At 71.8% G+C, this 17913-nt stretch carries 20 protein-coding genes and 1 pseudogene; 11 read left to right on the top strand and 10 right to left on the bottom strand.

The annotated features are described in order from the left end of the window. Positions 1 to 14: 14 nt before the first annotated feature. Positions 15 to 746: a dienelactone hydrolase family protein gene (locus tag ACIBH3_RS33025; protein WP_396315795.1), complete on the bottom strand. Its 732-nt coding sequence runs from the start codon at positions 744 to 746 to the stop codon at positions 15 to 17. A 538-nt stretch (positions 747 to 1284) separates the two neighbouring features. Between ACIBH3_RS33025 and ACIBH3_RS33020 the strand changes: the two genes are divergently transcribed. From ACIBH3_RS33020 to ACIBH3_RS33000, 5 genes and pseudogenes are all read left to right on the top strand, one after another. After that, positions 1285 to 1572 carry a muconolactone Delta-isomerase family protein gene (locus ACIBH3_RS33020; RefSeq protein ID WP_396315794.1) on the top strand — a complete coding sequence of 96 codons (288 nt, stop codon included), beginning with the start codon at positions 1285 to 1287 and terminating at the stop codon, positions 1570 to 1572. A gap of 67 nt (positions 1573 to 1639) precedes the next feature. After that, entirely contained in the window at positions 1640 to 2011 is a 372-nt protein-coding gene (locus tag ACIBH3_RS33015) for a YybH family protein (RefSeq protein ID WP_396315793.1), read from the top strand. Between the two features lie 348 nt (positions 2012 to 2359). Beyond that, positions 2360 to 4060, top strand: coding sequence for an FAD-dependent monooxygenase (locus tag ACIBH3_RS33010; protein WP_396315792.1), 1701 nt, complete (start codon positions 2360 to 2362; stop codon positions 4058 to 4060). Positions 4061 to 4126: 66 nt separating this feature from the next. Beyond that, on the top strand, positions 4127 to 4867 hold the full coding sequence (locus ACIBH3_RS33005; RefSeq protein WP_396315791.1) for a DUF6333 family protein: 741 nt from the start codon (positions 4127 to 4129) through the stop codon (positions 4865 to 4867). Positions 4868 to 4979: 112 nt separating this feature from the next. Next, positions 4980 to 5117 (top strand): annotated as a pseudogene (locus ACIBH3_RS33000) (anti-sigma factor); the annotation flags it as partial. Between the two features lie 60 nt (positions 5118 to 5177). Here the strand turns inward: ACIBH3_RS33000 and ACIBH3_RS32995 are convergent. After that, positions 5178 to 6002, bottom strand: a complete 825-nt coding sequence (locus tag ACIBH3_RS32995; protein WP_396315790.1) for an arylamine N-acetyltransferase — start codon at positions 6000 to 6002, stop codon at positions 5178 to 5180. A 318-nt stretch (positions 6003 to 6320) separates the two neighbouring features. Here ACIBH3_RS32995 and ACIBH3_RS32990 point away from each other — a divergent pair, with 318 nt between their 5' ends. Beyond that, positions 6321 to 6542 carry a hypothetical protein gene (locus ACIBH3_RS32990; protein WP_396315789.1) on the top strand — a complete coding sequence of 74 codons (222 nt, stop codon included), beginning with the start codon at positions 6321 to 6323 and terminating at the stop codon, positions 6540 to 6542. A 253-nt stretch (positions 6543 to 6795) separates the two neighbouring features. On the opposite strand, the gene ACIBH3_RS32985 is transcribed toward ACIBH3_RS32990, so the two are convergent. From ACIBH3_RS32985 to ACIBH3_RS32970, 4 genes are all read right to left on the bottom strand, one after another. Further along, positions 6796 to 9186 (bottom strand): ATP-binding cassette domain-containing protein, encoded by a 2391-nt coding sequence (locus tag ACIBH3_RS32985; RefSeq protein ID WP_396315788.1) that lies wholly within the window; start codon positions 9184 to 9186, stop codon positions 6796 to 6798. Positions 9187 to 9224: 38 nt separating this feature from the next. Next, on the bottom strand, positions 9225 to 9635 hold the full coding sequence (locus ACIBH3_RS32980; RefSeq protein ID WP_396315787.1) for a VOC family protein: 411 nt from the start codon (positions 9633 to 9635) through the stop codon (positions 9225 to 9227). Between the two features lie 10 nt (positions 9636 to 9645). Beyond that, positions 9646 to 10089: a helix-turn-helix transcriptional regulator gene (locus tag ACIBH3_RS32975; protein ID WP_396315786.1), complete on the bottom strand. Its 444-nt coding sequence runs from the start codon at positions 10087 to 10089 to the stop codon at positions 9646 to 9648. A gap of 94 nt (positions 10090 to 10183) precedes the next feature. Next, positions 10184 to 11005, bottom strand: coding sequence for an NAD(P)H-binding protein (locus ACIBH3_RS32970; protein ID WP_396315785.1), 822 nt, complete (start codon positions 11003 to 11005; stop codon positions 10184 to 10186). A gap of 78 nt (positions 11006 to 11083) precedes the next feature. On the opposite strand from ACIBH3_RS32970, the gene ACIBH3_RS32965 reads away from it, so the two are divergent. After that, positions 11084 to 11497, top strand: a complete 414-nt coding sequence (locus tag ACIBH3_RS32965) for a winged helix-turn-helix transcriptional regulator (protein WP_396315784.1) — start codon at positions 11084 to 11086, stop codon at positions 11495 to 11497. A 368-nt stretch (positions 11498 to 11865) separates the two neighbouring features. Next, positions 11866 to 12942, top strand: a complete 1077-nt coding sequence (locus ACIBH3_RS32960; protein WP_396315783.1) for an ADP-ribosylglycohydrolase family protein — start codon at positions 11866 to 11868, stop codon at positions 12940 to 12942. Between the two features lie 230 nt (positions 12943 to 13172). Here ACIBH3_RS32960 and ACIBH3_RS32955 read toward each other — a convergent pair whose 3' ends face one another. Together ACIBH3_RS32955 and ACIBH3_RS32950 are read right to left on the bottom strand one after the other, a co-directional pair. After that, a complete protein-coding gene (locus ACIBH3_RS32955) occupies positions 13173 to 13568 on the bottom strand; it encodes an RICIN domain-containing protein (protein WP_396315782.1) in 396 nt (131 codons plus the stop codon). Positions 13569 to 13775: 207 nt separating this feature from the next. Continuing rightward, positions 13776 to 14162 (bottom strand): MerR family transcriptional regulator, encoded by a 387-nt coding sequence (locus ACIBH3_RS32950; protein WP_396315818.1) that lies wholly within the window; start codon positions 14160 to 14162, stop codon positions 13776 to 13778. A 135-nt stretch (positions 14163 to 14297) separates the two neighbouring features. Between ACIBH3_RS32950 and ACIBH3_RS32945 the strand changes: the two genes are divergently transcribed. Beyond that, positions 14298 to 14963 (top strand): class II aldolase/adducin family protein, encoded by a 666-nt coding sequence (locus ACIBH3_RS32945; RefSeq protein WP_396315781.1) that lies wholly within the window; start codon positions 14298 to 14300, stop codon positions 14961 to 14963. After that, on the top strand, positions 14960 to 15367 hold the full coding sequence (locus ACIBH3_RS32940) for a carboxymuconolactone decarboxylase family protein (RefSeq protein WP_396315780.1): 408 nt from the start codon (positions 14960 to 14962) through the stop codon (positions 15365 to 15367). Before ACIBH3_RS32945 ends, ACIBH3_RS32940 begins: the two co-directional genes overlap by 4 nt. A 214-nt stretch (positions 15368 to 15581) precedes the next feature. Here ACIBH3_RS32940 and ACIBH3_RS32935 read toward each other — a convergent pair whose 3' ends face one another. Both ACIBH3_RS32935 and ACIBH3_RS32930 read right to left on the bottom strand, forming a co-directional pair. Beyond that, positions 15582 to 16115, bottom strand: coding sequence for a hypothetical protein (locus tag ACIBH3_RS32935; RefSeq protein ID WP_396315779.1), 534 nt, complete (start codon positions 16113 to 16115; stop codon positions 15582 to 15584). Between the two features lie 595 nt (positions 16116 to 16710). Next, complete coding sequence (locus ACIBH3_RS32930; RefSeq protein ID WP_396315778.1) at positions 16711 to 16965, bottom strand: hypothetical protein; 255 nt, start codon at positions 16963 to 16965, stop codon at positions 16711 to 16713. Between the two features lie 61 nt (positions 16966 to 17026). Between ACIBH3_RS32930 and ACIBH3_RS32925 the strand changes: the two genes are divergently transcribed. Continuing rightward, positions 17027 to 17913 (top strand): IS256 family transposase (locus tag ACIBH3_RS32925; RefSeq protein WP_396315817.1); only part of this gene is annotated, 887 nt, incomplete at its 3' end.

Genomic DNA, 17913 nt, shown 5'->3' with positions numbered 1-17913 from the left:
GAGCGGCACGCGTGCTACAGGTGGGCCGCCAGAGCCTCGTGAACGCGACGCCAGGAGTCCGCGCCGGCTGCCGGGTCGTAGTCGGCCGGGCGGTCGGCGCAGGCGAAGCCGTGGCGGGCGCCCGGGTAACTGATCAACTCGTGGGGGATCTTGGCGTCGGTGAGGCGCTGCTCGGCCTGCTCCCACTCCTCGGCGAGAATGATGTGGTCCTCCTCGCCCCTGAAGCCCAGCAGGAAGACGCCGTTGGCGGCGATCCGCTCGCTGTCCTCCAGCGGCGGCACCGGGCCGACCAGCGGGAAGCCACTGTTGAGCAACCAGCCCGGGTAGAAGACCGCAGCCAGCTCGAAGCGCAGCTCGGTTGCCGCGCGCACCGCGATGTGCCCGCCCATGCTCAGCCCCAGGAAGGCCACCCCCCGCCCGCCGGCCTCGCCGCGGGCGAACGCCAGCGCGTCCGCGGCGTCCGCGACCAGTTCGTCGCGATCCAGCGCGGTCATCAGCGCCAGGCCCTTCTCGCGCTCCTCGGACGTGTAGCCGAGCCCGGTGCGCCGTGTGCTGCGCCAGTAGTAGTCGGGCGCCAGCGCCACGTACCCGGCCTGCGCCAACTCCGCGCAGGTGGCCCGGGCGTAGGCGTTCACCCCGTACAGCTCCGAGCAGACCACCACCGCACCGCGCACCCGGCCCTCCGGGCGGTGCACGTACGCCTCCACGCCGCCCGCCTCGCCGAGCGTCCGCCACTGACCCGCCATCACAATCCCCCGTGATCGTCTGCCGAAAGATGTCGGACCGCATCCTAAGGCCCCGCTGTCCTGTAGGAGTACACCGGTCCGGTCAGGATGCCATGGTGACTGATCGTCACATCATGCCTCCGGGTCGTTCGGGTGGCCCGAACCCTCTCGGGGCGGCGCCCGCTCGCGAGCTCGCCACGCAGGGCCCACGCTCGCGCGCCCGTCTCGGAACGGGCCCACTGCGGAGCCGAATGTGGCCGAAGCCGCCCGTGTCGCCGCCGCGGGGGATACTGGGATCCGAGCGCGACCGTCGCGAGGTCGGATGAGCCTCCAGCAGTACGGCCGGCGGGCCGCAGGTGTCCGCAGTGGGCTCCGGACGTCGCGCCGGGTTCCCGGCGTCGACCACGGTCCGTCATGGTGAGACCGGTCGCCCCGATGAGCAGCGAGCCCGGATGCTGAAGGTAGGGATCCCGCAACTGCTTCGGGCCGGCGCCGCGTCCAGGCCGGATGGCAGGCCGGCGAGGCGGCCGCGGACCGGCTGCCCGGGAAGGAGATGATCATGGAATTCCTGGTCACGATGACCACCCATGTCCCGGACGGGACCACGGAGCAGGCCATCGAGGACGTCCGCACGCGCGAGGCCGTACGCGCGCGTGAACTCGCGACACAGGGGCACCTGCTCCGCCTGTGGCGCCCTCCGCTGAAGCCGGGGGAGTGGCGCACGCTCGGACTCTTCGCCGCCGCCGACGGCGGCCAGCTGGAGGAGATCCTCTCCTCGATGCCGCTGCGCGTCTGGCGCACCGACGAGGTCACCCCGCTCTCGCCTCATCCCAGTGACCCCCAGTGACCCCCAGTGACCCCCGGCCCGGCCCGGTGGCTCCGAGCGCCGGCGCCGATCACCCAGGAGAACGCCGATGGACAGCACAGCAGACCACGAGAGGATCCTCCGCGGCGTCCTCGACGAGTGGAAGGCGGCCGTCGACGCACACGAGCCCGAGCGTGCCGCCTCCTACTTCACCGAGGACGCGATCTTCCAGGGCCTCCATCCGTACACCGTCGGTCGGCAGGGCGTCGCCGACTACTACGACTCCCAGCCGCTCGGGATGACCGCCGAATACCGGATTCTCGAAACCCGGCAGCCGGCCGATGACCTCGTGCTCGGCTATCTGAGCGTGGACTTCTCGTTCACCGACCGGCCGACGCTCACGGTGTACCTCAGCCTGCTGGTCAAGCACGAGGCAGAGGGCTGGCACATCAGCCACTACCAGGTATCCCGCCTCGCTTGAGCAGCCGCTCCGAGGGCCGTATCCATGCGCAGTCCCGGTCGGCTGTCGCCGTTGACCTCGAACAACGCCGGATCAGCACGTCAGCAGACCCGTCGACCGGTGACCTGGTGACCGTCATCCGATCGGCTCGCTGTTGTGGGCACAGGCCGGCCTAGGAGAAGATCCGGGCTCACTGCTCCGGTCGCCCAAGCCGGCCAGGTCGGCATCACGCCGGGCCGCCGTGCGGGCCGCGTCGCCCCACCGCCGACCACCACCGCCCCCGGTGCCCGGCTCGCCGCCCTCGCCCCGTCGGCCGACCATGGAGTACGGGACCGGACGGGCCCACGGAGCGGAGACCGGGAGGCACCTGTGGCGTACACCCGGACAACCGACGTACTGATCGCCGGCGCCGGCCCGGTCGGCCTGAGCGCGGCCGCCGAGCTTCGCCGCCACGGGGTGCGCTGCCGCCTCGTCGACCGGCTGCCGGCGCGCCTTCCGTACGCCAAGGCGGTGGGCATCCAGCCACGGACCCTGGAGATCTGGGACCGGATGGGCCTGGCCCGCGCCGTGCTGGAGGCCGCCGTCCCGCTGCGCGGTCAGCTGATCTACGCCAACGGCAGGGAACAGGCGCGGATCGACCTCGCGCTGCCGCCCGAGGTGCCCTACGGCTTCGCCGCGCTCCCGCAGTACGAGACCGAGCGCCTCCTGGAGGAGTACGTCGCGGGCCTGGGCACGACCATCGAACGCGGTACCGAGCTGCTGTCGTTCACCCAGGACGCGGACGGCGTCACCGCCAGGCTGGTGACCGCCTCCGGCGCCGCCGAGGAGGTCCGTGCCCGCTACCTGATCGGCTGCGACGGCGCGCACAGCATCGTCCGCAAACAGCTGGGACTCGGCTTCGAGGGCGGGGCCTTCCCCGAGGAGTACATGCTCGCCGACGTCGAGGCGGACTGGGACCTGCCGTCCGGGTACGGAGTACGCTCCAGTCACCACACCGGCGACGGCTCCACCGACGACGTGCTGGTCTGCATCCCGCTGCCCGGAGCAGGCCGCTACCGCATGTCGATGCTGGTCCCGCCCGAGCTCTCCACCCAGGCGGCCGACGGGGCGCCCGCGCGGGGCGACGGTGTCGCGCACGGCCTGGAGGGCAGCCGCACCGCGGAGTTGTCCCACATCCAGGCCGTCGTCGACCGACTGGCCCCCAGGCCGGCCACCCTCTCCCGCATGCGCTGGTCCTCCGTCTTCCGCATCAGCCACCGGATCGTCGACCGCTACGGCGACGGCCGGGTCTTCGTCGCCGGCGACGCCGCCCACATCCACCCGCCCACCGGTGCTCAGGGCATGAACACCGGCATCCAGGACGCCTGCAACCTGGCCTGGAAACTCGCCCTCGTCATTCGCGGGGAGGCCGGGCCCGCCCTGCTCACCAGCTACGACGCCGAACGCCGGCCGGTCGGGGAGGAGGTCGTCGGCCGGACCGTCCGGCACGCCACCCACGGCATCGAAGCCGACCCCGACGACCCGCGGACCATGATGCTCCGCGAAGCCCAACTGCTCGTCGGCTACCGGGATGGCCCGCTCGCCCGCAACCCGTACGGGCCGGCCGAGGCACCCCAGCCCGGCGACCGGGCCCCGGACTGCACAGGCCTGACCACCCCCATCGCCACCTACCCGCTGCGCCTGCTCGACATCCTTCGCGGTCGCCCGGCCCACGTGCTGCTCCTCTACGCCGCCGACACCGCCGACCTGGCCGAGGCCGCCGAGACGGCTGGGATGGCCGGGGCGCCGGAGGTGACCGGCGGCAGTCCGGGCACGTCCGACGGCACAGGGCCCCGCCACGGCCTACAGGCCATCGCCGTCCTCGCCCGCGATCGCGCCCCGACGGCTCCCACCACCCGGGCCGTCCCCGGATACCTCGACGCCGCGGGGGAGTTCGCCCGCCTCTACCGCCCCGACGGCGCGACCGGATTCATCGTCCGCCCGGATGGGCAGCTCGGAGCCCGCTTCCCACTCGCCGCCACCGCGACGGCCCTGTCCGGCTACTTCACGGCGCTGTCCGCGCCGCAGTGATCGCCCCACGTGGTGGCCGGCCGTCGCAGAGCGCAAATGTCGGTGCCCCCAACTACGGTGACGGCCATGACGGACACGAGCTTCTGGACCTGCCCGCCCGACCGTGAGGTCAACGGATGGGGCGAATACACCATCACCATCCTCCAGCCCCCCTTCCCTACGTCCACCGGCCCGAGCACCCGCACCACGATCGCGGACCTTGCTCCCCACGACCCGGTCCGGGCCCGTCGGTTCGCCGAGAGCTTCGGCACCGTCGACTGCGTCCTCGAAGAACTGCCCCTCACCAACTCCGTGGCCTCCTTCCCGGCGACGCGGGCCGACCTTGACGTCATCCGGGTCGGTTGCTGGGGCAACGTCATCGCCATCTCCGATCCCGCGCTGGCCGACAACGGGAACATGTGCCCCCTGCTGGAGGAGACCGAAGCCCTTCACCAGCGCTACCCCGACGCTCGGATCGTCGGATCGGTCGGCGTCGACATGGGAGAGAACCACTCCGAGGACACCATCCACCTGCCCGGAGGGGTGATGCTGCACTACGAAGGCTGGGACAGCACACTGCGGCAGCTGACCGGTGATCCCCACGCCGTCCTGGATGCGCTCGGCCTGACGCCTGCCGCTCTGGCCGGGCATGACGCAGAACTGGACGACGAGGAACCGGCCTTCACCAACTGGCAGGCCTTCGGCCGCCTCGCGCTCGGGCCCTACGACCCGTGGGGGTTCGAGACCCTCCCGATGTCCGCCTTCCGCGTCCGCCACACCGAGGGCTACACGTCCCTGATGGAGGAGATCTGGCGCTTCGAGGCCTGAGGCCGGAGCAATGAGGCGGATTTCCGCGTTCCTCATGTCCCCGGCCGTGGCGGGCCTGCTGCGCACCTGCTTCGTGACCGCACCTGACGCCCGCCCGGCACGACTGGGCGAAGTGTTGAGCGGCGAGGTCGTCGAAGGGCACGAACGCCACGGGCCCGGCACGTACGTGGTGTTCGCGCCGGGCAGCCGTCATCGGCCCCGCACCGAGACAGGCGCCCGTATGCCCGGGATCACGGTCCTGCCCCGTTGACCACCGGGCTTCATCCCGTCAGCGGCACTGGTGATCAGACCCTCGTGATCGCCACGGCGGTCACCCGGACTGGGTGCGCAGGGCCGTCCTGAGGCCGGAGGGTGGGGCGATCCCGAACTCCGATTCCAGCAGCTCGCCGAGCTCATCGGCGCCTTCGACCTGCCGGATCGAGCTCGTGCCTGCGGCCTCGGTACGGGTGAGCGTCGTGCCGTCGAGCCGCAGGTGACCGGTGGCGTCGGTGCGCTGGACATAGGGCCGCCGGAAGGGCGAGCGCGGGTGGGTCGCCACGTACCAGTTGGCGACCGCGATGTCGGGGGTGGGGACCGGGTCCAGGGTGAAGGCGCTCTGGTCCTCCCAGTCGTCGCCCGTCCTCGCCTGGAGCACCCAGCGGGGTGCGGGCCCCTCCGCTGCTTCGACCATGAGGCGGTGGTGGCGCCCGGCGCCCTCTCGGACCTGGTCGGGGATCATGGGGAGGGGCTCCAGCAGAGCGCCGAGGGATCCGTAGCCGACGTCGGCGAGGTTGCGACCGGGTTCGCCGGGTACCCGGACGGCCAGCACCATATGGGTCCGCGGACGGACCTCCCCCGGGCGTGCGCCGGCGCGGACCCGGCCCGTGAGGCGGGTGACCTCGAAACCCAGTTGGTCCAGGACGGCGGCGAAGAGCGTGTTGTGCTCGAAGCAGTAACCGCCGCGGGAGCCTTCGACGAGTTTGGCCTGCAGGTCGGTGATGTCCAGTGACGGTACCGAGCCGACGACCACGTCGATGTTCTCGAACGGGAGACCGAGGACGTGCGCGTGGTGCAGGGAACGAAGGGTGGTGGAGGTGGGCGTGGGCTCCCCGTCCCATCCGATGCGTGCGAAGTACTTCTCCAGATCAACGGTCATTCGGCCACCGTACGGTCCGGGCGCGGGTGCCGGCCTCCGTCTGCGGCCCCGATCACGGTCGACCAGATGACCTAGGGCTGTGGGCTGAGTGAGCATCAGACCCGTTGCCGGAGAAGGCAGACCAGGCAGAGGCTGGTCGCCAGCGGCCGGATCACCGGAGCGGCTCGCGTTTGCGGCTGGCTGCTGGACTGTTGGCCGGCGATCAGGAGGGGACGGCAGCCAAGCCCTCCGGGGGCCGGCCGCTCAATTCGATTGCGCGGTTCCGGTTGTCTGTGGAACGGTCGGCCCCGTCGTTCACCGTCGAAAGGACCTTCGGCCTTGCCCGCGCCCTCCGGATTCACCTACCAGCAGTACCCCGACGGGTCGGTCGAAGTGACCCACCACCGGAGCACCGCCGCCACCCTGCGTGGGGCCCGTGCCGAGGCGTTCCTCGCGGAGGTCGAGGGCGGAGACCCCCAAAGCGTGATGGCCCGCTGGACGGGGAACTACCGGCGGGGCAACGAACGTACCGCGCGGGAGCACCCGCGCAATCGCCGCTGACGATCTGGCCGAGGGCGCGGGACGACTCGCATCAGGTCCGGGCCCGATCCCCCGGCCGGTTCGCGGGCCGGCGCCGGGTGCGGTACTCGGTGGCGTAAGCCGTCGAGACCGGCAGGGCCACGGCGGCCAGTGCCAGGACGAGGGTGGCCGGGGTGACGTACCCGGGGACGGGGCCGACGCCGTAGCTGCCGCCGCCCCCGGCCTTGCGCTCGGGCCCTCGCCTCGCGGTGTCCGCGAGGGCGAGGGCCTCGGGTCAGCCGCCGACGTACGCCGCGAGGTGCTCGCCGGTGAGGGTGGCGCGGGCGGCGACCAGGTCGGCGGGTGTGCCCTCGAAGACGATCCGGCCGCCGTTGTGGCCGGCGCCGGGGCCGAGGTCGATGATCCAGTCGGCGTGCGCCATGACCGCCTGATGGTGCTCGACGACGATGACCGACTTGCCGGCGTCGACGAGCCGGTCGAGCAGGCCGAGCAGCTGCTCGACGTCGGCGAGGTGGAGGCCGGCGGTCGGCTCGTCGAGGACGTACACGCCGCCCTTCTCCGCCATGTGGGTGGCCAGCTTGAGCCGCTGCCGCTCACCGCCGGACAGCGTGGTGAGCGGCTGTCCGAGGCTGAGATAGCCGAGCCCGACGTCGGCGAGCCGGCCGAGGACGGCGTGCGCGGCGGGCGTGCGCGCCTCACCGGCGCCGAAGAACTCCTCGGCCTCGGTCACCGACATCGCGAGCACCTCGCTGATGTCGCGCCCGCCGAGGTGGTAGTCCAGCACCGATGCCTCGAACCGCTTCCCCTCGCAGTCCTCGCAGGTGGTGGCGACGCCGGCCATCATCGCCAGGTCGGTGTAGATGACGCCGGCGCCGTTGCAAGTGGGGCAGGCGCCCTCGGAGTTGGCACTGAACAGCGCCGGCTTCACGCCGTTGGCCTTCGCGAACGCCTTGCGGATCGGGTCGAGCAGCCCCGAGTACGTCGCCGGGTTGCTCCGCCGCGAGCCGCGGATCGCGCCCTGGCCGACCGATACCACACCCGCGCCGGCCGGGATCGACCCGTGCACCAGCGAGCTCTTGCCGGAGCCGGCGACGCCGGTGACGACGACGAGCACCCCGAGCGGGACGTCGACGTCGACGTCGCGCAGATTGTGCGCCGTCGCCCCGCGGATCTCCAGCGTGCCGCTGGGCGTCCGCACCTTCTCCTTGAGCGTGGCCCGGTCGTCGAAATGGCGGCCGGTGATGGTGCCGCTCGCCCGCAGCCCCTCGACGGTGCCCTCGAAGCAGACGGTGCCGCCCGCCGTACCGGCGCCGGGGCCGAGGTCGACGATGTGGTCGGCGATCGCGATGGTCTCCGGCTTGTGCTCCACGACGAGCACCGTGTTGCCCTTGTCCCGCAGGCGCAGCAGCAGGTCGTTCATCCGCTGGATGTCATGGGGGTGCAGGCCCGTGGTGGGCTCGTCGAAGACGTAGGTGGTGTCGGTGAGCGAGGAGCCGAGGTGGCGGATCATCTTGACGCGCTGCGCCTCGCCGCCCGACAGCGTCCCCGACGGCCGGTCGAGCGAGAGGTAGCCGAGGCCGATCTCCACGAACGAGTCGAGGCTCTGGCGCAGGGTGGCGAGCAGCGGCGCCACCGACGGCTCGTCGAGGCCGCCGACCCAGTCGGCCAGGTCGCTGATCTGCATCGCGCAGGCGTCGGCGATGCTGATCCGCTTGATCTTCGACGACCGGGCCCCCTCGCTGAGCCGGGTGCCGTCGCACTCGGGGCACGTGGTGAAGGTGACCGCCCGGTCCACGAACGCCCGGATGTGCGGCTGCATCGCCTCCCGGTCCTTCGAGAGCATCGACTTCTGGAGCTTGGGGATCAGCCCCTCGTAGGTGAGGTTGACACCCTCGACCTTCACCTTGGTCGGCTCCCGGTAGAGGAAGTCCTGCATCTCCTTCTTGGTGAACTCGCGGATCGGCTTGTTCGGGTCGAGGAGGCCCGACTCGGCGTAGACCCGCACGGTCCAGAAGCTGTCGGACTTCCAGCCGGGGATGGTGAACGCGCCCTCGGCGAGCGACTTGGAGTCGTCGTAGAGCTGGGTGAGGTCGATGTCGGAGACGGCGCCCCGGCCTTCGCAGCGCGGACACATACCGCCGGTGCGGTTGAAGGTGGCCTTCACCGCCTTCTTGGCACCGCGCTCCACGGTGATCGCACCGCTCGCCCGGACCGAGGGGACGTTGAAGGCGTACGCGCTCGGCGGGCCGATGTGCGGCCGCCCGAGCCGGCTGAAGAGGATGCGCAGCATCGCGTTGGCGTCGGTGGCGGTGCCGACCGTGGAGCGGGGGTCGGCACCCATCCGCTGCTGGTCGACGATGATCGCGGTGGTCAGCCCTTCGAGGACGTCGACCTCGGGCCGCGCCAGCGTCGGCATGAAGCCCTGCACGAAGGCGCTGTAGGTCTCGTTGATCAGCCGCTGCGACTCCGCGGCGATCGTGTCGAACACCAGCGAGCTCTTGCCCGAGCCGGAGACGCCGGTGAACACCGTCAACCGGCGCTTCGGGAGCTCGACGCTGACGTCCTTGAGGTTGTTCACGCGCGCGCCGTGCACGCGGATCAACTCGTGGCTGTCGGCGACGTGCGGCGCAGGCGACTGCGCGTCCGTCCTCGTGGCCTTGCTCATCGTCTCTCCATCTGTCGGACGGGGCCGCGCCGGCTGGCTCAGCGGAGCTCGTTGATGCGGATCATGTTGCCCGCGGGATCGCGGAAGGCGCAGTCGCGGATCCCGTACGGCTGTTCGGTCGGCTCCTGGACGACCTCGGCGGCGCCGGCCTTCAGCCGGGCGAAGGTGCCGTCGAGGTCGGCGGTGGCGAGGGTGATGATGCCGTAGGTTCCCTTGGCCATCATCTCGGCGATGGTGCGGCGCTCCTCCTCGGTGACGCCGGGGTCGGCCGCCGGCGGGTACAGGACGATGGACGTGCCGGGCTGGTCGGCGGGGCCGACCGTGATCCAGCGCATCCCGCCGTATCCGACGTCGTTGCGGACCTCGAAGCCGAGGGTGTCGCGATAGAAGGCCAGCGAGGCCTCCGGGTCGTCGTGCGGGAGGAAGGCCGAGTGAATCGTGATGTCCATGACCGTCACACTAGGTGCGGCCCGATGACCGCGCTTCTCGATTCCTGACCGGTCTGGTCACCTGTTTCGCGACGCACGACGGCATCCCCGCCGTCGCGCGCGCGGCCTCGCGCCGGTAGGCGCTGGGCGGCATACCGACCAGTTCGGTGAAGCGGGTGCTGAACGTGCCCAGCGACGAGCAGCCGACCGCGAAGCAGACCTCGGTGACGCTGAGGTCGCCACGGCGCAGCAGCGCCATCGCCCGCTCGATGCGCCGGGTCATGAGGTAGCCGTACGGCGATTCGCCGTAGGCGAGCCGGAACTCGCGGCTGAGGTGCCCGGCCGACATGTGCGCACCGCGCGCGAGCGCCTCGACGTCCAGCGGCTGCGCGTACTCCCGGTCGATCCGGTCCCGGACGCGCCGCAGCCGCGCGAGGTTGCGCAGGTGCTCCGCCGTGGTGGGTCTGCTGGTCACCCGCGCGATCGTGCCACATCGCCGGGGCGGGCGCGAGCGCTGCCGCGCGGGCGCCGGCCCTGCCCGCTGGGCGCACTGCGGGTCACCGCCGCTGCTATCCGGCCTGGCCCGCGATGACGTCGAGCGCGGGGCGGGGTGTCCTTCCGAGCAGCTGACGCAGTTCGCCGCCGGTACGGTCCATGAAGCCGGCGGCGATCGTCGAGTAGGTGCCGAGCAGCATCGGTACCTGGAAGGGCTCGGCTCCGGAGGCGTCGAGGCGCGCGCGGGTCCGGGCGAGGGTCTCGGGTTCGTAGCTGGCGGCCGGGCCGTGGGCCCGGGCGAGGTCGGCACCGCCGATGGCCCGCTCGCCGACGAGCTCGTAGCTCCGTCCCGCGTGGGCGGCCGGGTCGAGGGCGACGGTGGCGGCGGCCTCCGCGAGGTCTGCGCGGGCGACGGCCGCCAGGCGCCCGTCGCCGAGCGGGGCGGTCAGCCTGCCGTCCGGGCCCGGTGCCGCGAGCTGCCCCAGGAGTTCCGCGTAGAGGCCGTTGCGCAGGATCGTCCAGTTCGCCGCACCGGAGCGCAGGCGGCGTTCGGTCCAGCGGTGCGGGAGAGCGTAGGGCAGGTGGTCGCCGTCCGCGGTCAGGCTGGTGTAGACGATGTGGCCCACGCCCGTCTTCTCGGCCGCGTCGATGGCGGCGCCATGGCGGGTGATGACGGTGTCGTCCTCCCCGTAGCCGGCGGAGATCAGCAGCAGGACGTCCACGTCGGTGAAGCCGTCGGTGAGGGTGCGCGGGTCGTCGAAGTCGATGCGGCGTACGGGCAGCGGCCCGCGCACCCGCCCGGGCTCGCGCGTGCCGAGCACGACGTCGTCGCGGTCGGCGAGCTGCTCGGCGATGAGGGTGCCCAGGGCGCCGGTGGCGCCGGTGACGAGGATCAACGGTCTCTCCTGTACGGGTAGGTTCTCTTCGGTAACCATCCTGCGCTTTCGCGCCGCAGGGCATAAGGAGGCACTTCCGTGTCAGCAGGGCACACCGAGGTAACCACCGGACCCGTCGTCAGCTGCGGCGGAGAGCACGAGGACTGCGGCATCCGTGACGTCCTCGACCGGATCGGGGACAAGTGGTCCGTCCTGGTCGTCGTCGAGCTGGCGCAGGGCATGCGCCGCTTCCGCCAGCTCCAGCGCGCGGTCCCGGGTATCTCCCAGCGGATGCTGACGCTCACCGTGCGCCGACTCGAACGCGACGGCCTGCTCACCCGGACCGTCCACCCGACCGTGCCCCCTCAGGTCGAGTACGCCCTGACGCCGATGGGCCACAGCCTGACCCACCTGGTCAAAGCCCTCGCCGACTGGTCGCTGGAGCATCGCGGCCCGATCGCCCGGGCCCGGCAGGAGTGGGATGACGCGAACCCCGGCTCGGGAATCCGCTGACGAGGCCACCGCGGGGGAGTCCTCCGGGATCCGAGGACCTACTGCAGCTCCAGCGGTGCGGGTGGATGAGCGACCGCCCCCACCACCTACCGCGCCGGCGCGGTGACCTGCCTTCGAAGGCGGCGGGGGAGGGGAGGAGGCGTCGGCGGGGGACGGGGAGGGGTACACCGCTTCCACCGGTGAGTTGGTGCGGCTGCTGTGGCGGGGCCTCCGGGGCGGGCCGCAGCTGCTCGATCCGAACACCGTCTTCGAGAGCCACGTGCTCCGGATGCGGGTGCCGGGGTGCCGGCCGCCTTCATGTGATGGGATGTCACCGACGTGGCGGGTGGGGTGCGAACAGGGGGCGCGCGATGGTGGAGAAGGCGGATGTGAGCGAGTCGCGGGTACGGGGACTGCTGCTCGGGTCGGCGCTCGGGGACGCGGCAGGCGTTGTGCGGGGGCGGTGGCCGCTCGAAGGGCCGTTGCTGGCCGGCGTCAGTACCCAACTGGCTGCGTTCACGGTGGAGGGGGCGATCCGTGCCTCGGTGCGAATGAACCACCGGGGCATCTGCCACGCCGCGTCCGTGGTGTGGCACGCGTACTGTCGCTGGGCAGTTCTGCAGGGAATCGAGCCCGACCGGATCTCCGAGCGCTGGGCGCGTGGTGGTGGCAGCCGCTGGCCGGACGGCTGGATCGCGCAGGTGCCGGCCCTGGCCGAGCGGCGAGGCTCCGCACCGGCGACCGTCGCGGCACTGGCCGGCCTGAAGCAGGGCACGCCGGAGAATCCGGTCACCGGCAGCCGGGGCGCGCACGCGGTCACCCGGGGCCTGCCACTGGGAGTCCTGTGGGCTCTCTCCGGTACGGACACCTGCGCCGCGGCGGTCCGGGAGACGGCTGCGCTCACCCACGGTGCTCCGGACGCGCAGGACGCCGCTGTCGGCGCCGCCCGGTTGGTGGCTCACTGTCTGACGGAGAGTGAGCCGATTCCTGCCTGGGTGAGCTCGGCACCGGGCGCCGGCCACCCGTTCGATTCGGTGATCCGTACCCTGCCCATGCCGCATTCGGCGACCCCCGACACGGTCCTCGACCTGCTGAAGGCACCCGGCGGCAGTCCGGACCCCGGGCAGCTCGCCTGGATCGCCCCGGATGCGACGGCCTCCTCGGCACTGCTCGGCGCCCTCTTCGCGGTATCCCGCTTTCCCGGCCGCGACACCGTGGGCGCCGCCCTGCAGTTCGCCGCCGGAGCACCCGACGGCAGCTCGGTGGCGTGTACGGCCGGTGCGCTGCTCGGTGCCGCGCACGGTGTCGAGGCGCTGCCGGTCGGGTTGCTGAGCCGACTCGAACTCGCCTGGGTGGTAGACGCGTTGGCTCGTGACCTGCTTCAGCAGTACGTCGACTCACCCGGCGGCGGCGAGTACCGGCCGGCCCGTGACCCCCACTGGTGGGACTGCTACCCCGGCTGGTGATGGCAGGCCCTCCAACGCGTGCCCGCTCGGCCGCCGACACGAGGGTGAGCGCGCCGCTCCTCGGTCCGCGTGCCCGGAACGCCCGCGAGCCCCGCCCAACTGCCCGTTCAGGCCTGGACAGCGCTGTGGGGAATGGCCGTCGTGGGGTTGGGTGCCGCGGCTGCCGCCGTGCGTGCGATCGGTGGGCCCCCTGCCGCGTGTGGTGAGGGCCGTCGGCCGTCCGTCCGGGGTCAGTGGTTCGGTGCCAACGGGTACCAGATCTGGTTGTTCCCGTTCCAGCAGTCCCACTGCTGGCCGGGGGCGCCGCTGTCGTAACGCCGGCCGTCGATCTCCAGGCACTTGCCGCTGTGGACGTTGCGCAGGACGTAACCGGTGCCGGGGATGCGCGTCCAGGACCACTGCTGGTTGGAGCCGCCGGTGCAGTCCCACTGCCGGGTGGGGGCGCCGTTGTCGGTGCGCCAGTCGGCGATCTCCAGGCAGTGAGGACTGGCAGCGTTCCCCAGCTCGACGACGTTCGGCACGCCGTACGGGTGGAACGCGGAGTCGGCGCCGGCGGCGGGCACGCCCGCCGTGACGGCGAGACCGGCGCCCAGCAGGGCGGCGGCTATCCGGGTCTTGATGGCCATGGTGGTGATGCCCCGTCGGAGAAGTCAGTGATGGACCGGGTGGGTCGCCGGCGACATGATCGCGGAGCCGCCCGGCCCATACCCTAGTGGTCGGCGGCGTCGTGATCCCAACCGGTTTCGCGCCACGGCGGCGGTCCCGTGGCGCGACGCCGTCCGCGTCATCGACTGTAGCCCTACCCCCTGGTCCGGGATGGTCGAGCACGGCCCTCAGGGCACCTGGTCCGGTGTCTGCCACGCCGTCATCTGCTCCCGGAACTTCGGGCATCCGACGATGTCCTCCTCGCCGCACTGGAGGGCATGGGTGAGCAGCTGGTGGGCGTGGTCGAGATCGATCATGCGCTGTTCGATCTCGGCGACCTTGGCGCGGATCATCGCCTTGCGACGCGGCTGGTCCTGCTGGAACTCGCGGATCTCGGCCAGGGTCAGTCCGGCTTGCTGGCACTTGCGCAGCAGCACGATCCGCTCGGCGGCCTCCGGTGGGTAGCGCCGCTGCCCGCTGTGGCGTTCGGGTGTGGGCAACAGGCCGTGGCGTTCCCAGAACCGGATGGCCGACGCGGGCACCCTGGTCGTCTCGGCGAGCTGGCCGATCGTCATGAGCACGCGCCGCCTCCTCCTTCTCCTCGTTCGGACCCAGCGTTTGACTTGAACCTTAGTTCAAGTTGAAGAGTGGTCGGCACGAGCACAGCGGCGGATGAGCGGCCGCTGGCAGCAGATTTCGGAGATGCCGGGATGAAAGACGCACAAGTAGTGACCGAGCAGGCCCACCAGCTCGTCGAAGCCGCCGAGGGCCTCTTCACGGCGGGGGTGATGTCCCACTCCGGACACGCCAACCTCAGTGCCAGGCTCGACGGCGAACGGTTCCTGCTGACGCCGGGCTTCGTCCGCGGGCTGCGGCCCGAGCACCTGGCGACCGTCAGTCTCGACGGGCGGGTCCTCGCGGGCGAACTGCAGTCCGTCAGCACCGAGATCATCGCCATGCACAGCGCCGTGTACCGCGCCCGCCCCCGGGTGGGCGCGATCATCCACACCCACTCGCCCGCCGCGACGGCCTTCGCCGTGGCCCACCGGCCGCTGCCGTGCCGGACCGAGCCGATGCTGCGCTTCGGACAGCCCGAGGAGGTCCCGGTGGTCCCCTGGGGGCCTCGCGGATCGGACGTCTCGGTCCGCGGCATCGCCGACATCCTGGAACGACGGCCTACGACGGCCGCGGCCCTGCTGGCCAACCACGGGCTGCTGGTGTTCGGCCCGGATGCGGCGGCCACCGCCCACCTCTTGGTGGCGATCGAGGAGAGCGCCGAGGCGGAGATCGCGGCGGCGGCGATCGGCGGGGCCGTGGACTTCCCCGAAGGCGCCCTGGAGGCGGTGCGAGCCTCGATCGCGCGGGTCGCCTCATGACCGACGACACCATCGCCCGACGTACCGAGGCCGTACGGGACCGCTACCGCGCCACGCTCGGAACCGTTCCGGGCGGCGTGGAGGACCGGCTGCGCCTGGCCCGGGACTTCGGCCGGCTCCCCACCGAGGAGGCGATCGCGGCACTGCGGCACATCGTGCTGACCGACAGTCCGCTGGGAGGACGGGTGCAGCAACTGGTCCACTTCGGGCAGCTGCTGGCACTCGGCCGGGCACATCCCGCCCGGATCCACGCCCAGGGCGCACTCCACGCCGGCGCCGGCATCGCCGACCTCGTCGGGGTCGCCGAGACCGCGCTGATCACCGCGGGCGTGCCGGCCTACGCGCTCGGCACCGAGATCATCGCCGAACTCCTGCCGGCCGAAGACGGCGGCGAGGCAGGCTGACAACCGCAGGACCTGGGCGGTCAGGACCGAACGATGCGCGCAGACTCCGCCCCGACCCGGCGGCGGCAGTCTGCGCGCAGCGGCCGTCTGTACGGGTGGCCGGTCATCCCGCTCGGCCACCGCTCACCCGCAGCAGAACCAACACCCACCGGCAACCGGGTGCCGCTCCGGCAGAGGCCGGCGCACACGCAGCCGCGGCCGCCGCCCACCGCGGTCAAACGGGCCCCGTCGCCGTGCTGCGCGCCCGGGCCCGCGCCCACGACCACGAAGCCGCGCCCACCAGCAGAGCCGCCCCCAACGCGTACACCGGCAGCCACCGCGTCGTCGTCGCCGCCAGGCAGTCGTCGACGGCCTGCCGGCTCTGCTCCCGCTGCGCGTACGCCAACGCGTCACCGTCACGACCGGTGAGCTCTCCCAGAGCGGCCTGCGTCCGCAGACTCTCGTAGCGGCCGGACTCCACGCACGCGCGCCGGGCGCCGGGCGCCGGGAACAGCCAGTCCCAGCGCTGCAGCGCCGGAGCCACCGCCAATGCCACGCACAGACCCACGACCAGCGAGTACGCCGTCAGGCCCCCCGCGTAGGCAGCCCGTCGACCCGGCGCCGGCGCGGGCACACGGCCGAAGGACAGGACCACCACGAGAAGCGTCACACCGAGATAGGTGGAGAACCACTCCCACGCACCCTGCGCGAGCGAGAACGCCAGCACCACGGCAAGCGCGGTCCCCAGCACACCGGGATCAACAGCCACCCGGTCCCCGCCCACGGCCGTGGGGGCGCGGACACCTCGACTGCTGCGCCCACTCATACGCTCTCCCGCTCTTCTGTCCGCCTCCGGGGCACCAGCCTCCCGCCACCACCCGCCACCACCCCCTGCGGCCACGCCGCTACACCCCGTGACCCCACCCGCCCGGCCCAGCCACGCCCAGGGGCACCAGGTCCCGGGACGGGGTGAACCCACGACAGGCCGTGACAGCTGCTCGTACCCTGGCCCGGGGCCGGGACGGTGGCCTTCACGAAGATCCGCTCAGGGCCATCAGCACAGCCGGGCCCGGCCGGTCCGGTGGTCGGGCGAACGTCGAGCGTGGGGGTGCGGCACTCGGTGAGGAAGAGGAAGGGAGTTGACCCAGGTATGCGCCGATGGGGCAACGGGATGATCCTGGAGTCTCAAGCGGCTGTCGGATGACGAGATCCGCCCGATCGTGGCGGTGACCGCGCATGGCGAGCAGTCAGATGCCGTCGTCGTCGCAGTACGGGCAAGGGGTCCGGCCGCCGCCGCACCGCCGCCGGGTCCGGTGCCCACCCCGAGTGCCCGGCTCCTGCCGACCGGCCCCGGGCCGGTCGGCTCAGAGACGGGCCGTGCCAAGGCTGCATACGGTGTGTGCGAGACCGCGGATGAGGTCGTTCTCTGCCTCGGTGCGCCACACCAGGCCCCACCGCAGGGACGGGTCCTGCTCGATGGGCAGACAGGTGACGTCCGGACGGCTGCTGTAGCGGATGGCCACAGCGACGTCAGGCGCTGTGACCTGGCTGTTGACCGGCGGGCGGCACACGCCCGAGCTGCCTTGGTCGCACTTGTGCGTCCCGTTGCCGAATCCCACGGGGGGGTCTGTACGGTGACCGGTGTATCTCCCGATCAAGGAAGAGCACCTGATGAGCGACGTGATCGTCTCGGTTGAGGCGGTTGAAGAGGTCCGGCCGACTGAGCTGTCGGCGGACGTGCTGGACGAGCAGTTGATCGGGCAGCTGGTCGACCGGGCCCGCGCGAGCGGGCTCCAGTTGACCGGCGAGGGAGGGCTGCTGCAGCAGCTGACCAAGCGGGTGCTGGAGTCCGCCCTGGAGGGCGAGATCACCGACCACCTCGGCTACGAGAAGCACGACCGGGCCGGCGCGGGCAGCGGCAACAGCCGCAACGGCGTCCGCGCCAAGACCGTGCTGACCGACATCGGGCCGGTCGAGATCGAGGTACCCCGAGACCGCGAGGGCAGTTTCGAGCCGCAGATCGTCAAGAAGCGCCAGCGGCGGTTGACCGGCGTCGACGAGATGGTGCTGTCACTGTCCGCCCGGGGACTGACGCACGGTGACATCTCCGCGCACCTAGCCGAGGTTTACGGGGCGAGCGTGTCCAAGTCGACCGTCTCCACCATCACCGACAAGGTCATGGACGGGATGGCCGAATGGCAGAACCGCCCGCTCGACGCGATCGACCCGGTGATCTTCATCGACTGCATCCACGTGAAGGTCCGCGACGGGCAGGTCGCCAACCGGCCGATCTACGTCGCCCTCGCGGTGACCGTGGATGGCACCCGCGACATCCTCGGACTGTGGGCCGGCGACGGCGGCGAGGGCGCCAAGTACTGGCTCCAGGTCCTGACCGAGATCAAGAACCGCGGCGTCGAAGACGTGTGCATGGTCGTATGCGACGGCCTCAAGGGCCTGCCGGACGCCATCTCGACGGTCTGGCCGCAGGCCATCACCCAGACCTGCGTGGTCCACCTCATGCGGGCATCGTTTCGATACGCGGCCCGCCAGGACTGGGACAAGATCTC

The sequence above is a fragment of the Kitasatospora sp. NPDC050543 genome, assembly GCF_044457565.1.
GTDB lineage: Bacteria > Actinomycetota > Actinomycetes > Streptomycetales > Streptomycetaceae > Kitasatospora.
The sequence above is the reverse complement of the archived record's forward strand: the minus strand, read 5'-3'. Positions and strand labels throughout refer to the sequence as shown.

Excerpts from the sequence above, each read along its gene's own strand:
- ACIBH3_RS33015 (WP_396315793.1), top strand. The coding sequence starts at position 1,640 with ATGGACAGCACAGCAGACCACGAGAGGATCCTCCGCGGCGTCCTCGAC.
- ACIBH3_RS32945 (WP_396315781.1), top strand. The coding sequence starts at position 14,298 with ATGAAAGACGCACAAGTAGTGACCGAGCAGGCCCACCAGCTCGTCGAA.
- ACIBH3_RS32940 (WP_396315780.1), top strand. The coding sequence starts at position 14,960 with ATGACCGACGACACCATCGCCCGACGTACCGAGGCCGTACGGGACCGC.
- ACIBH3_RS33005 (WP_396315791.1), top strand. The coding sequence starts at position 4,127 with ATGACGGACACGAGCTTCTGGACCTGCCCGCCCGACCGTGAGGTCAAC.
- ACIBH3_RS33020 (WP_396315794.1), top strand. The coding sequence starts at position 1,285 with ATGGAATTCCTGGTCACGATGACCACCCATGTCCCGGACGGGACCACG.
- ACIBH3_RS32950 (WP_396315818.1), bottom strand. The coding sequence starts at position 14,162 with ATGACGATCGGCCAGCTCGCCGAGACGACCAGGGTGCCCGCGTCGGCC.
- ACIBH3_RS32980 (WP_396315787.1), bottom strand. The coding sequence starts at position 9,635 with ATGGACATCACGATTCACTCGGCCTTCCTCCCGCACGACGACCCGGAG.
- ACIBH3_RS32955 (WP_396315782.1), bottom strand. The coding sequence starts at position 13,568 with ATGGCCATCAAGACCCGGATAGCCGCCGCCCTGCTGGGCGCCGGTCTC.
- ACIBH3_RS32985 (WP_396315788.1), bottom strand. The coding sequence starts at position 9,186 with ATGAGCAAGGCCACGAGGACGGACGCGCAGTCGCCTGCGCCGCACGTC.
- ACIBH3_RS33025 (WP_396315795.1), bottom strand. The coding sequence starts at position 746 with ATGGCGGGTCAGTGGCGGACGCTCGGCGAGGCGGGCGGCGTGGAGGCG.
- ACIBH3_RS32995 (WP_396315790.1), bottom strand. The coding sequence starts at position 6,002 with ATGACCGTTGATCTGGAGAAGTACTTCGCACGCATCGGATGGGACGGG.